This window comes from Ilumatobacteraceae bacterium (genome assembly GCA_033344875.1).
Classification (GTDB): Bacteria; Actinomycetota; Acidimicrobiia; order Acidimicrobiales; family Ilumatobacteraceae; genus Ilumatobacter.
In genome coordinates, this window is the sequence record JAWPMO010000001.1 from 4,413,004 (window position 1) to 4,427,459 (window position 14,456).

At 67.5% G+C, this 14,456-nt stretch carries 14 protein-coding genes; 10 read left to right on the forward strand and 4 right to left on the reverse strand.

All coding sequences use genetic code 11. From position 1 onward, the window contains the following. Positions 1–14: 14 nt before the first annotated feature. The 3 genes from R8G01_20945 to R8G01_20955 form a co-directional block, all read right to left on the reverse strand. A complete protein-coding gene (locus R8G01_20945) occupies positions 15–800 on the reverse strand; it encodes a hypothetical protein (GenBank protein ID MDW3216472.1) in 786 nt (261 codons plus the stop codon). 69 nt (positions 801–869) lie between these two features. Next, on the reverse strand, positions 870–1,685 hold the full coding sequence (locus R8G01_20950) for a hypothetical protein (protein ID MDW3216473.1): 816 nt from the start codon (positions 1,683–1,685) through the stop codon (positions 870–872). Beyond that, complete coding sequence (locus R8G01_20955) at positions 1,682–2,191, reverse strand: RNA polymerase sigma factor (GenBank protein MDW3216474.1); 510 nt, start codon at positions 2,189–2,191, stop codon at positions 1,682–1,684. The genes R8G01_20950 and R8G01_20955 overlap by 4 nt, the downstream gene beginning before the upstream one ends. Positions 2,192–2,392: 201 nt before the next feature. On the opposite strand from R8G01_20955, the gene secA reads away from it, so the two are divergent. From secA to R8G01_21005, 10 genes are all read left to right on the forward strand, one after another. After that, on the forward strand, positions 2,393–5,188 hold the full coding sequence (secA, locus tag R8G01_20960; protein MDW3216475.1) for a preprotein translocase subunit SecA: 2,796 nt from the start codon (positions 2,393–2,395) through the stop codon (positions 5,186–5,188). Between the two features lie 6 nt (positions 5,189–5,194). Further along, complete coding sequence (prfB, locus tag R8G01_20965; protein ID MDW3216476.1) at positions 5,195–6,301, forward strand: peptide chain release factor 2; 1,107 nt, start codon at positions 5,195–5,197, stop codon at positions 6,299–6,301. Between the two features lie 107 nt (positions 6,302–6,408). Beyond that, a complete protein-coding gene (gene ftsE, locus R8G01_20970; protein ID MDW3216477.1) occupies positions 6,409–7,086 on the forward strand; it encodes a cell division ATP-binding protein FtsE in 678 nt (225 codons plus the stop codon). A 9-nt stretch (positions 7,087–7,095) separates the two neighbouring features. Continuing rightward, a complete protein-coding gene (locus tag R8G01_20975; protein MDW3216478.1) occupies positions 7,096–8,001 on the forward strand; it encodes an ABC transporter permease in 906 nt (301 codons plus the stop codon). Between the two features lie 184 nt (positions 8,002–8,185). Continuing rightward, positions 8,186–10,000, forward strand: a complete 1,815-nt coding sequence (locus tag R8G01_20980; GenBank protein MDW3216479.1) for a PhoX family phosphatase — start codon at positions 8,186–8,188, stop codon at positions 9,998–10,000. A 64-nt stretch (positions 10,001–10,064) separates the two neighbouring features. Further along, positions 10,065–10,940 carry a crotonase/enoyl-CoA hydratase family protein gene (locus R8G01_20985; protein ID MDW3216480.1) on the forward strand — a complete coding sequence of 292 codons (876 nt, stop codon included), beginning with the start codon at positions 10,065–10,067 and terminating at the stop codon, positions 10,938–10,940. Between the two features lie 153 nt (positions 10,941–11,093). Then, on the forward strand, positions 11,094–11,288 hold the full coding sequence (locus R8G01_20990; GenBank protein MDW3216481.1) for a hypothetical protein: 195 nt from the start codon (positions 11,094–11,096) through the stop codon (positions 11,286–11,288). Between the two features lie 166 nt (positions 11,289–11,454). Beyond that, on the forward strand, positions 11,455–11,907 hold the full coding sequence (locus tag R8G01_20995; GenBank protein ID MDW3216482.1) for a globin: 453 nt from the start codon (positions 11,455–11,457) through the stop codon (positions 11,905–11,907). A gap of 9 nt (positions 11,908–11,916) precedes the next feature. Beyond that, complete coding sequence (locus tag R8G01_21000; GenBank protein ID MDW3216483.1) at positions 11,917–12,822, forward strand: ABC transporter ATP-binding protein; 906 nt, start codon at positions 11,917–11,919, stop codon at positions 12,820–12,822. Continuing rightward, positions 12,819–13,673, forward strand: coding sequence for an ABC transporter permease (locus R8G01_21005; GenBank protein MDW3216484.1), 855 nt, complete (start codon positions 12,819–12,821; stop codon positions 13,671–13,673). The genes R8G01_21000 and R8G01_21005 overlap by 4 nt, the downstream gene beginning before the upstream one ends. Here R8G01_21005 and R8G01_21010 read toward each other — a convergent pair. Next, positions 13,658–14,455 (reverse strand): RNA methyltransferase, encoded by a 798-nt coding sequence (locus R8G01_21010; protein MDW3216485.1) that lies wholly within the window; start codon positions 14,453–14,455, stop codon positions 13,658–13,660. The genes R8G01_21005 and R8G01_21010 overlap by 16 nt on opposite strands. Position 14,456 lies beyond the last annotated feature (1 nt).

Here is a 14,456-nt window from a genome sequence, read left to right on the forward strand (position 1 = left end):
TCGGTCGTTGTCGCTCAGTCGATCCGCACCCGGATGCGGCCATCGTTCAGGCGGACCTCGATGCGGGCATCGTCCTCACCGTCGAAGTCGACCCGGATCCGATCCCATGCGTGATCTTCGATCTCCGCCCGGAAGCCGGCAGCCGGGCTCACTGCCTGCAGCGTGAACGACGTGCCCGACCACGAGACGGTGATCGATCCACCCGTCGACGAATAGGTCTCGGTGAACGGACCTGGCAGCGGGGCGCTCGGCACGCTGCTCGACGACCCGGGGAGGCTGGTGGAGGTCGTGCTGTCGTCGTCGGGGACGCTGGTGGAGGTCGTGCTGTCGTCGTCGGGGACGCTGGTCGAGGTCGCACCGTTGTCGTCGGGGAGGCTGGTGGAGGTCGTGCTGTCGTCGTCGGGGAGGCTGGTGGAGGTCGCGCTGTCGTCGTCGGGGACGCTGCTCGACGTCCCGGGGACGCTGGTCGAGGTCGCGCTGTCGTCGGGCGCGGAGGTCGAGGTGGTGTCGTCGTCGACGAACACGGTGGTGGTGGACGACGACCCCGCCGACGGTTCGGGGACCGAGAGATCGACGATCGTCGCCGGTGGTCGGGTCGTCGTGCTGGTGTCGTCGTCATCCGGCGCCGGATCGGTCGTGCCGACCGAGGTCGCGGAGGCGATCGACGTCGTCGGGCCGTCGTCGGGGCCGATCTGGGCGGCGGCGAAGCCGCCCGCCCCCACCAGGAAGCCGGCGGCCGCGGCGGTGACGACGGCGGTTCGGGTGCCGAATCGGCGTCGAAACTGTTGCCAAGTGTTCATGGGTGTCTCCTGAGCATCGTGGATGTGTGCCAGAGACACGACCGACCGCCCCGGTCGGTTGGGTGTCGGTCAGGAAATGTCGACGGTGAGTTGTCCGTTGTCGACCCGCGTCTCGATCCTGGAGTCATCGTCCTCGCCGCGGAAACGCACTCGGATGCGGGTGGGCTCCTGGTCCTCGATCTCGGCGTCGAACCCGGCCGCCGGCGCGACCGACAGCAGGGTGAACGCGTCGCCGTCCCAATCGACGGTGATCGACCCACCGAGGGAGTCGTAGGTCCGCGTGAACGGTGCGACCGACGGTGGTGTCGTCGTCGGGCTCGATGTCGTCGACGACACGGCTTCGGTGGTGCTGGGAGTGACGGTGCTGGGAGTGACGGTGCTCGGAGTGACGGTGCTCGGAGTGACGGCGGTGGGAGTGGCAGCGGTGGTCGGCGCCGCAGCGGGAAGGGTCGTCGAACCCGGCGGCGGCGTGACCGTGACCGGAGTGGGAGCCGGACTGGGGGCCGGGCCGGGCCCCGGGGCGTCGGTGTCGTCGTCCACGGTGGGCGTGGGCCCAGCCTCGGAGGAGGTCGGCGTTCCGGATGTCGCGGTCGGTGTCGTCGTCGTGGCCGCGAGCTCCGAGGTCCCGTCGTCCAGGGAGTCGGCCACGCTCGGGATCGGCTGCCCGGAGACGGCCGGAGCCAGCGTGTCGCCGTCTCCACGCGGCAGCACGAGCAGTCCACCGACGACGAGCACGACCAGCGCGCCCGAGCCGACGACGGCCCGGCGTCGTCGGACTCGGCCGGATCGCTCGAGTACGGCCTGGTGGGCCGAGGTCGTTGACACGCCCCGACCGGAGCGTCGGTTGAGTTCGGCCCGGAGTCGATCGTCGTCGAAGTCGTTCATGCTGGGTCCTGGAGGTTCGAGGTCGGAGGAGCGAGGAGCGGACGCAGACGCCGGCGAGCGTCGTACAGGTGCGACTTGACCGACCCTTCCGCGATCTCGAGGATGTCGGCGATCTCGGCGATGCCGAGACCCTCGACATAGAACAGTGCGGTCGCGGCGCGCTGTTGTCGGGGGAGGGTGGCGAGGATCTGATCGAACTCGTCGATCTCGGGGTCGAGGTGTTCGACCTCGGTCCGGCTGGCGAGGCGCCGGAGGACCCCGCGCCGACGTTCGTGCGACCGGTGGACGTCGCGCAGCCGATTGATCGCGACGCGCCGGATCCAGCCGACAGGGTCGTCGTATCGGCCGATCTTGTGCCATCGGAGGTGGGCCTTGACGAACGCTTCCTGGACGGCGTCCTCCGCCGTCTCACGATTGCCGGCGACCACCGTCAGTGCCCGGACCAGTCGCTCGTAGTGCTCGGCGAAGAGTTGGTCGAAGTCGGCTCGGACGCGCGTGGTCACCACGACCTCGACCTCTGATCGGTCGGATCCGGTCAAGTCCGGGGACGCGGCGAGTGCATTCACTGACGTCGACACGTCCGGTGGTGCGCCGTGGTTGGGTCGTCGACGAAGTTTTCGGCCCGGACGGGGCCTGGGCACGCTCACGGACCCACGCTAGGTGTCGCCCACGACCCGTGGTGGGTCGCCGGTAGGCTGCTCGGTTGCATGGGCATTCTCGATCGCATCCTCCGCGCGGGAGAAGGTAAGAAACTCAAAGCTCTTCAGGGCATCGTTCCTGACATCAACGCGCTGGAGGACGAGTTCAAACGGCTGTCCGACGCCGAGTTGCAGGGCAAGACCGCCGAGTTCCGTCAACGGATCGACAACGGAGCAGGCCTCGACGACCTGCTGGTCGAGGCGTTCGCCACCACCCGCGAGGCCGCTGACCGCGTCATCGGGCAGCGCCACTTCGACGTCCAGATGATGGGTGGCGCCGCACTCCACTTCGGATGGGTCGCCGAGATGAAGACCGGCGAGGGCAAGACCCTCGTGTCGACCCTGCCGATCTACCTCAACGCCCTCGAGGGCAAGGGCGTCCATCTCGTCACCGTCAACGAGTACCTCGCCCGGTTCCAGGCCGAGTGGATGGGCCGGATCTACAAGTTCATGGGTATGGACGTCGGGCTGATCGTGCCCGGTTTCAAGTCGCAGCCCGCCGAGAAGCGCCGCAACTACGCGGCCGACATCACCTACGGCACCAACAACGAGTTCGGTTTCGACTACCTGCGCGACAACATGGCGCCCCGGCTCGACGCCAAGGTCCAGCGCGGCCACAACTTCTGCATCGTCGACGAGGTCGACTCGATCCTCATCGACGAGGCTCGCACCCCGTTGATCATCTCCGGTCGGGTCGGTGACGCCGCCAAGCTGTACTACCGGTTCGCCTCGATCATCCGCTCGCTGCGTCGCGACGAGGACTACGAGGTCGAAGAAGACAAGCGCGTAGTCGTCCCCACCGAGGAGGGCATCGAGAAGGTCGAGGCCGCACTCGGCGTCGACAACCTCTACGACGACGTCTCCGCCAACCTCGTGCACCAGTTCACGGTGGCGCTCAAGGCCAAGGAGCTGTACAAGCGCGACAAGGACTACATCGTGCAGGGCGGCGAGGTGAAGATCGTCGACGAGTTCACCGGCCGCATCCTCGAGGGTCGCCGCTGGTCGGAGGGCATCCACCAGGCCGTCGAGGCCAAGGAGGGCGTGAAGATCAAAGAGGAGAACCAGACCCTCGCCACGATCACGCTCCAGAACTACTTCCGCATGTACGACAAGCTCGCCGGCATGACCGGCACCGCCGCCACCGAGGCCGCCGAGCTGATGAACACCTACGGGCTCGGCGTCGTGCCGGTGCCGACCAACCGCCCGATCGCACGGGCCGACCAGCCCGACCTGATCTACAAGGGCGAGCTCGGCAAGTTCAACGCCGTCATCGAAGACATCGCCGAGCGACACGAGACCGGCCAGCCGGTCCTCGTCGGCACGGTCAGCGTCGAGAAGTCCGAGTTGCTCTCGCGTCTCATGAAGCAGCGCGGAATCCCGCACGAGGTGCTCAACGCCAAGCAGCACACGCGTGAGGCCGACATCGTCGCCCAGGCGGGGCGGCTCGGCGCGGTCACCGTCGCCACCAACATGGCCGGTCGAGGTGTCGACATCCAGTTGGGCGGCAGCCCCGAGTTGATGGCGCGCCAGGAGGTCCACAAGGAGGGCTTCTCGCCCGACCTGATGGTCGACGACTTCACCCTGCCCCGTCCCGTCTCCGAGATGCCGGAAGACTTCCAGGAGGAGCGCGCCAAGGCGTTCGCTCGCTACGAGGAGCACCTCGCCGCGTTCAAGGCCCAGTGCCGCGCCGAAGGCGAGCAGGTGCGTGCGGCCGGCGGCCTGTACGTCATCGGTTCCGAACGCCACGACTCGCGCCGTATCGACAACCAGCTTCGCGGCCGCTCCGGCCGTCAGGGCGACCCGGGCGAGAGCCGCTTCTACCTCAGCCTCGACGACGAACTCATGCGCCTGTTCGCCACCGGCGCCCTGCAGTGGGCGATGGGCCGATTCGACGACGACGAGGCGATCGAGGCCAAGATGGTGACCAAGGCGATCGAGCGGGCCCAGACCACCGTTGAGACCAAGAACGCCGAGATCCGCAAGAACGTCCTCAAGTACGACGAGGTCATGAACGAGCAGCGCAAGGTGATCTACCAGCGCCGCGACCAGATCCTCGAGGGCGAAGACCTCAAGTCCGCCGCCGCCGAGTACCTCGCCGACGCCGTCGATGCACTGATCCAGTCGCACTGCGCGTCGGTCGCGACCGACGAGTGGGACGTCGACGGGTTGGCCAAGGAGCTCACCCTCTTCTGGCCGACGACACTGAGCGCCGACGACCTCGCAGGCGTGCGCAACTCCGACGAGTTGTACGACGTGATCATGGCCGAGGCCACGAATCACTACGAGCAGCGTGAGACCGAGATGGGTGACCAGGTCATGCGCGAGGTCGAGCGGCAGGTCATGCTGCGCATCATCGACCAGCGCTGGCGCGAACACCTCGAGGAGATGGACTACCTCAAGGAGGGCATCAACCTCCGGGCCATGGGCCAGAAGGACCCGCTCGTCGAATGGCAGCGTGAGGGCTTCGAGATGTTCGGCGGGATGATGAAGGGCATCGCCCAGGACTTCGTCCGCTACGTCATGCACGTCAAAGTCGTCGAGAAAGACCAGGAGCAGCCGAAGCTCGGTACGCCGCAGGTGCTCAACATGCAGACATCGTCGAGCGACGACCAGCCGACATCGAGTGGTTTCGATCGGGCGGCCGCCCAGGTCGCCGCCGACGACGGCGCCCCGGCCCCTGCCCAGCCCGCGCCGAGCACCAAGCCGCAGACGGTCCAGAAGGATGCGTTCGACAAGACGCCGCGCAATGCGCCATGCCCCTGCGGGTCCGGCAAGAAGTTCAAGAACTGTCACGGCGCCGCCTGAGGCCCCATGCGTGACTTCACCGATGAGCTGCGAGAGCAGCGTCGACGCCTCGTCGAGGCCGCCGGCTACCTGAAGATCGCCGACGGTCGCGACCGACTCGTCGAACTCGAGTCCGAGATGCAGCGGCCCGACCTCTGGGACGACGCCGAACTCGCGAAACGGGTCAACACCGAATACGCCAACGTCAAGGACGACCTCGACACCTACGACGGTCTCGCGAGCAAGCTCGACGACGTCGACGTGCTGCACGAGATGGCCCGCGAACTCGACGACGAGTCCCAGGAGGCCGACATCGCCGCCGAGTTGGGGGAGATCAAGTCGACGCTCGATCAGCTCGAGTTGCGCAGCCTCTTCACCGGCGAACACGACGACTCGCCGTGCATCGTCCAGATCAACGCGAAGGACGGTGGCGTCGACGCCCAGGACTTCGCCGAGATGCTGCTGCGCATGTATGCCAGGTGGGCCGAACAGCGCGGCTTCGACATCACGCTCAACTACGAGTCCGAGGGCGTCGAGGCGGGGATCAACTCCGCCGAGTTCACGCTCAAGGGCCGGTACGCGTACGGCTTGATGACCAGCGAACGCGGTACCCATCGCCTCGTGCGGATCAGCCCGTTCGACAACCAGGGGCGGCGTCAGACCAGCTTCGCTGCGGTGCAGGTGTGGCCCGAGCTCGACGAGCCCAACGTCGACATCAACGAGGCCGACATCCGCATGGAGGTCTTCCGGGCGTCGGGCGCCGGCGGTCAGCACATCAACAAGACCTCGTCCGCGGTGCGTCTGATCCACGAACCGACCGGGCTCGTCGCCAGCTCGCAGGAAGAGCGGAGTCAGCTCCAGAACCGCGAGCGGGCCATGAACCGACTCAAGTCGCTCCTCGCCGCCAAGATCGAAGAGGAGCATCAGGCCGAACTCGACTCGATCGCCGGCAAGCAGGCACAGGTCGGCTGGGGCAGCCAGATCCGCTCCTACGTGATGCAGCCTTACCAGATGGTGAAGGACCTGCGCACCGAGGTCGAGACCGCGGCGGTCGACGCCGTGTTCAACGGCGACCTCGATCAGTTCATGGAGGGGTACCTCCAGTGGAAGCGGGCCGAGGTCGACGAGGCCTGACGCCGCCGACCCGTCGGTGCCGGCACTGCGGCGTTCCCACCTGGCCTGCCGCCATGTGACCGTTTGATGACGATACGCTCGGGTCGCCATCCCGGCAGGAACCCCACATGATCCGACTCGAGAACGTCACCAAGAGCTATTCCGCCGACGTCGTCGCGTTGCAGGACGCGAGCTTCGACATCGCCAAGGGTGAGTTCGTCTTCCTCGTCGGTCCCTCCGGCTCGGGCAAGAGCACGATGTTGCGGTTGCTCAACCGACAGGAGCGCCCCGAGCGTGGGGCGGTCTGGGTCGCCGGGCGCAACATCATCGACATGCCGCCCGGCCGGGTGCCACACCTGCGACGCAACATCGGCAACATCTTCCAGGACTACAAGCTCCTCTCGAACAAGACCGTGTTCGAGAACGTCGCCTTCGCCCAGGAGGTCATCGGCAAGCCGAAGCACGTGATCCGCCAGCAGGTGCCCGCCGTGCTCGACCTCGTCGGGCTCGCCGGCAAGGAAGAACGCTTCCCGCACCAGCTCTCCGGTGGTGAGCAGCAGCGCGTGTCGATCGCGCGCGCCTTCGTCAACCGACCGTTGATCCTCATCGCCGACGAGCCGACCGGCAACCTCGACCCGACCACGGGCGAGGGCATCATGCGACTGCTCGACCGGATCAACAAGACCGGCACCACCGTCGTCATGGCCACCCACGACCAGCGGATCGTCAACACGATGCGCAAGCGCGTGATCCAGCTCGACCGCGGCGTCATCGTCCGTGACCAGGCGCGAGGCGTCTACGAATAGGACCCGCTGATGCTCTCCCGCCTCGCATACACCCTCCGCGAAACCCTCGCCGGCTTCCAGCGCAACGTCACGCTCACGGTCGCGGCCATCATCACCGCGGCGATCTCGCTGCTGATCTTCGGTCTGACGCTCCTGATCCAGGACGGTTTCGACAACTTGCTCGCCCGCTGGGAGGGCGGCGTCGAGATGATCGTGTTCGTCAACGCCAACACGGCTCCCGACGGCTTGCAGCTGATCGAGGACACGCTCGACGACCAGGTCGGCACCACGATCGACTCGTACACCTACTGCGACGTCGAGTGCTCGCTGGCCGACGCCGACCGGGTGCTCGCCGGTGATCCGACCACGCGTGAGCTGCTCGGCCCCGAGAACATCCCGACGCTGTACAAGATCGTCCCGAACGAGGCCACCGACGTCCCGTACCTGCGGGGGTTGAAGGAGAGCTACCTCACCCTGCCCAGCGTCAACACGGTCACGCTCGCCGAGGAGCAACTCGATCTGATCAGCAAACTCCAGGGCTTCGTGAGCGTCTACACGACCGGTCTGTGGATCGCGCTGATGTTCGCATCCGGCCTCCTGATCTGGAACACGATCCGCACCGCGATGTTCGCGAGACGTCGTGAGATCGAGGTGATGAAACTCGTGGGTGCGACCGACTGGTTCATCCGCGTCCCGTTCATGCTCGAAGGGCTCATCCAGGGTGTGCTCGGCGGAGCGTTGGCGGTCGGCGCGATGCAGTTCATCAACTGGCGATGGACGCTCGGCGTGGAGGACTTCCCCGACTCGTCGGGCATGACCGCGCTCGTGGTCGTCGACGGCTACCAGTGGCAGGTGTCGATCCTGATCGTGGCGTTCGGCGCCTTGATCGGCATGGTGGGGTCCGGCATCGCCGCCTCCCGCTTCCTCGACGTCTGAGCGAAGCCGGCCGCCGCCCGTTCGGCGTTGCATCTCGCCGCGCGCAGTCCGACTCCGGAGAGCGATGGCGATGGGAAGAAGTTCTCCGATCCTTCCTGGTTCGTCCATCTCATCAACGGTGGGTGTTCACCCGGCTGTCTTACGTTTCTGTCGACCATCATCCCGACAGATCACGGAGACCGCCATGCTCGACGACGAATCCACCAGCAACCCCACCGACAACCGCCCCTTCGAGGACGTCCTCGACGCACGATTCTCCCGACGGACCCTGATGGTCGGCAGTCTCGCCGGAGCTGCCGTGGCGTTCGTCGGCATGCCGAGCGTGGCCGAAGCCGGCCGAGCCGCCCATGCCACTCCCGCGTCCGGCGGCGGACGACGTCGCACCTCGATCGGCTTCACGTCGATCCCGTTGCAGGACGGGTCGATGCCGACGATCGCCCCGGAGTACCAGTTCGCGCCGCTGATCCCGTGGCTGGAGAAGCTCGACGGCAGCGGCGACTCGTACGCGCTCGAGACCCTGACCGCTCGCGAGCAGGAGTCCGCCATCGGTATCGGCCACGACGGCATGTGGTACTCCGGCGACGACCGGCGCGGCCTGCTCTGTATCAACCACGAGTTCGGCGACAATACGCACGTGCTGGGCGTCGCGTCCCCCACGACGCTCGAACAGGTCCGGCTGAGTCAGGCCGCCCATGGCGTGAGCGTCGTCAAGATCGAGCGTCGGAGCGGGAGCTGGAAGATGCGTCCCAGCTCGCTCAACCGCCGCATCCATGTCAACACGCCCATGAAGTTCGGTGGGCCGGCTGCCAAGAGCCCGCTGCTGAGTACCCCGGCAGGGAACGCTCCCGCCGGCACCCTCAACAACTGCTCGAGCGGCCACACCCCGTGGGGGACCTACCTGACGTGCGAGGAGAACTTCAACGGCTACTTCGGCTCGACCGGTGACTGGACCCCGACCGAGATGCAGGCCCGGTACGGCTTGTCGGCGGGCGGGTTCGGCTACGCCTGGCACGAGTTCGACGAGCGTTTCGACCTGGCCAACCCGGCATACACGAACGAGGAGAACCGGTTCGGTTGGGTCGTCGAAGTGGATCCCCGACGTCGAAAGACGAAGCCCGTGAAGCGGACCGCCCTCGGTCGGGTCAAGCACGAAGGTGCGGCGGTCACCGTCGGCCGTGGCGGGCGCGCGGTCGTCTACATGGGCGACGACGAGCGCTTCGACTACATCTACAAGTTCGTGTCGAGCGGCAACTGGCGCTCGATGATCCGGCGTGGCATCAGCCCGCTCGACGAGGGGACGCTGTACGTCGCTCGTTTCGACGATGACGGCACGGGCACGTGGCTCGAGCTGTCGACGGAGAACCCGGCGCTCGCCGGCTGGTCGACCGATGAGATCCTCGTGTACACGCGTGCGGCCGCCGACGTCGTGTGCGCCACGCCGATGGACCGCCCGGAGTGGACGTCCGTCGGCCCGAACGGCGAGGTGTACTGCACGCTCACGAACAACAGCCGCCGCACCGAGGCCGACGCCGCCAACCCGCTGGCCCCGAACCCCGACGGACACATCATTCGCTGGACCGACTCGGATCGTCACGTCGGCACGACGTTCCGCTGGGACATCTTCGCGATCTCCCGAGACGTCCAGGACGCTGACGGTCAGATGTTCGGGTCGCCCGACGGGCTCTGGGCCGATCCGGACGGTCGGGTTTTCGTGCAGACCGACGGCAGTCAGCCGAACGGCAACAACGACCAGATGCTGGTCGCCGGGGCCGACGGCGAGTCGTTCCGTCGCCTGTTCACCGGCGTCGCCGGCTGCGAAGTCACCGGCCTGACCGTGACACCGGATCGACGCACGATGTTCGTCAACCTGCAGCATCCCGGCAACGGTGACCCGTCGCTGACGAACTGGCCGGTGCCGTTCAGCGGTGCCGATGGTCCGGTGCCCCGGGACTCGACGGTCGTGATCACCCGCCACGACGGCGGCGTCATCGGCAGCTGAGGCGAGCAACAGAGTGGACGACGTCGGTCCGTCGAGACGCTGGTGGCCTGGCTAGCGTCTCGGCGTGCCCGACCCGTCACCATTCACACAGATCCGCTACGACGTCGACGATCGGATCGCGACGATCACGCTGGACCGGCCCGACAAGATGAATGCCTTCACCGGCACCATGATGCACGAGCTGCTCGACGCGCTCGATCGCACGGACGCCGACGACGACGTGCGGGCCGTGATCGTCACCGGCTCCGGCGACCGCGCCTTCTGCGCCGGTGCCGACCTGTCGGCCGGCGAGCAGACGTTCTCCCGTGGCGGTAGCGACATCCAGACCGACGCCGGTGTTCCTCGCGACGGTGGCGGCATGGTGTCGCTGCGGATCTTCGAATCGAAGAAGCCGGTGATCGGGGCCTTCAACGGCGCGGCCGTCGGCGTCGGCGTCACCATGACGCTCCCGATGGACATCCGGATCGCCAGCACGGCGGCTCGCTTCGGATTCGTGTTCGCTCGGCGTGGCATCGTCCCCGAGGCGGCGTCGAGCTGGTTCCTGCCGCGCGTCGTCGGGATCAGCCAGGCACTGGAGTGGAGCTTCTCGGGGCGGGTGTTCGGCGCCGACGAGGCGCTGGCCGGCGGACTGGTGCGCAGCCTGCACGAGCCCGACGACCTGCTGCCGGCCGCACGCGCGATCGCCACCGAGATCGCCGAGAACACCGCACCGGTCTCGGTGGCGCTCACCCGCCAGATGATGTGGCGCATGCTCGGCGCCGATCACCCGATGCGTGCCCACTCGGCCGACAGCCGGGCGATCCTCGAGCGGGGGCGCAGTGCCGACACCCGTGAGGGCGTGGCGAGCTTCCTCCAGAAGCGACCCGCCGTGTACACCGATCGTGTCAGCAGCGATCTGCCGGACGTGTTCCCCGGCTGGGTCGAACCCGACTTCGAGTAGGCGCTGCGTGACGCCACCTTCTCGCCTTCGGCAAGAAGGTGTGTCCTAGGACACAATTCATGTCAGGAATATCTCATGTCGCCCGGGGTTTGATCCGATAGAAGTCGTGGAACCCTTTCCACCACACGACCTTGACGAGACGAAGAGAAGACGATGACCACCCTCCTGAACGAACAGATCGACACCGGCGACGTGATCGAGATCACCATGGGCGACGACGTCGTTTCCGCCCTGGTGCTGCTCGCAGCCGACGAAGCACTGATCCTCGACGCGTGCGACGGCTCGACGCCGTTCGTCGTCAAGCGCGACGAACTGGTCGAGTACCGCAAGTTCAACCCGACCTTCTGACCCGACGGTCGGCGACCGATCCGGTCGGACACACGGGTGGCGACGCCGCCCGACCCCATCCTCCCCTACAGCGAGCGCCGTGACTCTTCGAGTCCACGGCGCTCGACTGATTTTCCGGCACGAACTCCACCGTGGCGCGCTCGGTCGACGGCATAGGCTGGCCGCCGTGACCGCCGACCCAGCGAGCGACGCCGCGACCGAACCAGCCAGCCTGTACGAACGTGTCGGCGGTGCGGACTTCTTCGAGCGGCTCGTCGATGCGTTCTACGACGGGGTCGAAACCGACGACGTGCTCGCCCCGCTCTACCCAGAGGCCCCCGACTTCACGGGCGCACGGCATCGCCTGACGCTGTTCCTCGTTCAGTACTGGGGTGGGCCGACTACCTACATGGACGAGCGCGGCCACCCGCGCCTGCGGATGCGGCATTTCCCGTTCCATGTCGGCCCACTCGAACGCGACCACTGGCTGGCGCACATGGCGGCGGCGGTCGAAGCGACCTGTTCGCCCGAACAATCCGACGTCGCCGCCGAACTCATGCAGTACTTCGTGCCGGCCGCGGAGCATCTTCGCAACGACACCGGCCTGCCGATCACGTCGTCGACGTTCAACCGTGGCTGAGGAGCGAACGTGACCGCCATCGTCGTCGACGAACTCCGCAAGCAGTACGGCACCGTGGCCGCGGTCGACGGTGTCTCGTTCCGGGTCGAGCAGGGCGAGGTGTACGGCCTCCTGGGCCACAACGGCGCCGGCAAGTCGACCACGGTCGAGATCCTCGAGGGACATCGAACCGCGTCGTCCGGCGCCGTGTCGGTGCTCGGACTCGACCCGTCGTCGGCCGGGCGCGAGATGCGCGACCGCATCGGCATCGTGCTCCAGGCCTCGTCGGTCGAGACGCAGCTGACCGTCCGCGAAGCCTTGCGCTTCTACGGGTCGTGCTATCGGCGACCTCGCTCGATCGACGACGTCGTGGAGATGGTCGGGTTGACCGAGAAGGCCGACGAGCGCATCGGGACGCTGTCGGGCGGGCAGCGGCGGCGTCTCGACCTCGGTCTCGGGATCATCGGGTCGCCGGAGCTGCTGTTCCTCGACGAGCCGACGACCGGCTTCGACCCGGTCGCCCGACGACAGTCGTGGGAACTCGTCCAGCGACTCTGCGACGGGGGAACGACCGTCCTGCTCACCACGCACTACCTCGACGAGGCCGAGCACCTGGCGGATCGTGTCGGTGTGTTGGCGAACGGTCGCATGGTCGCCGAGGGGACGCCCGAGCAACTGATGGCGACGGCGCCCGACGCCACCGTCGCGTTCGACCTGCCGCCCGGGTTGGCGGCGTCCGATCTCGCGGTGCCCGCCGGCGCGGAGGTCACCGACACGTCGGTGCGGATCGACACCGAAGCGCCCACTGCGGCGCTGGCGCCGATCATCGCCGCCGCGACCGAGCGCGGCGTCGAACTCGTGAACCTGACCGTTCGGCGCCCGTCGCTCGAGGACGTGTTCCTGCGCATCGGAGAATCCGACGGGAGCGACTCGTGAACTGGCCCTCGACGGCGGCACTGGTCGCCGAACAGACCCGCTACCAGGTGCTGACGTTCGTGCGCAGTCCGGTCGGCATGTTCTTCACGCTCGGCCTGCCGATCTTCATGCTCGTATTGTTCAACTCGCTGTTCGGCGGCGGCCTGGTCGAGACCGATGCCGGCGAGTGGTCGGTCCAGCAGTTCTACACGGGCGGCCTCGCGGCGTTCACGGCCGTGTCGGCGACGTACACCAACCTCGTCAACGTCGTGCCCATCCGGCGTGACGAGGGGATCCTGAAGCGCTGGCGTTCGACACCGATCCAACCCGGCGTGTACCTGTCGGGGTGGATCATCGGCGCGCTGGCGATCGCGGTGTTGGGTGTCGTCCTCCAGCTCATGCTCGGGGTGCTGGTCTACGACCTGACGATCGAGGCCTCGAAGATCCCGGCGATGATCGTCACGTTCGTGGTCGGCGTGTCGGCCTTCGCGGCGCTGGGCCTGGCGATCGCCGGCGTCGTGCCCAATGCCGACTCCGCTCCGGCCGTGGCGAACGCCACGATCCTGCCGCTCGCGTTCGTGTCCGACGTGTTCATCCCACTCGACGATCCGCCGCGCTGGCTCGATCTGGTCGGTGACGTGTTCCCGCTCAAGCCGTTCGTCAACGCCTTCCAGAACACGCTCAACCCATTCGTGGAGGCACCGGGGTTCAGCTGGTCGAAGCTGGCGGTGGTTGCCGCGTGGGGTATCGCCGGCGCGGTGCTGGCCACCAAGACGTTCAGCTGGGAGCCGTCGACCGGTGCGGGCCGCTCGCGGAAACGCAGCCGTCGTTCACGGGGCGATGCCGGCGACCCGGCTCAGGCCAACGCGTAGCAGGCCACGGCCGCGGCCGCGGCGGCGTTCAACGAGTCGACCGAATCGGCCATCGGGATCCGGACCGGGGTCGCAGCCGCGAGCACGTCGTCGGACAGCCCTGACCGTTCGGCACCGATCACAAGAGCCCGTCGACCAATCGGTCGCACCGTCCGGATGTCGTCCGCGTCGGGATGGGGCGTGAGGGCGAACACCTCGCAGTCCGATCGGACGAGTGCCTCGATCTCACCGACCAGGTCTCGGGTCCGCGCGTGGGGGAGCACGAACGCGGTGCCCATCGCGACGCGGAGCGCCCGCCGGGCGAGCGGATCGGCGCTCGTGTGGTCGAGGAGGAGCCCGTCCCATCCGAGCGCTGCTGCGTTGCGCACGATCGAGCCGATGTTGACCGGGTTGTCGACGCCCTCGACCACGACGAGGCGTTCGCACCGGGCCGCCAGATCGCCGGCCGAGGGGCGTGGTGGGCGATGGAACAGCGCGACGATGGGCTGCGGCATGCCGAGCTGCGTGACGAGCCGACGCACGTCGTCGCCGCCGACGTAGACGGGGGCGTCCGTCTCGACGATGCGATGCGCGACCTCGGGCAGCCGTTCGCCGTCGGCCAGCGCCGCGAACGGGCGACAGCCGGCCGCCAACGCGCGCTCGACGACCAGGTCGCCCTCGGCGAGGAACAGGCCGGCGCCGGCGTCGTCGCGCTTGTCGGCCCGCGAGGCGAGACCGCGCTCGTTGAGCCGGAACGGAGCGAGTCTCGGGTCGTCCCCCTGCTCGATGGTGATGAACCCCACC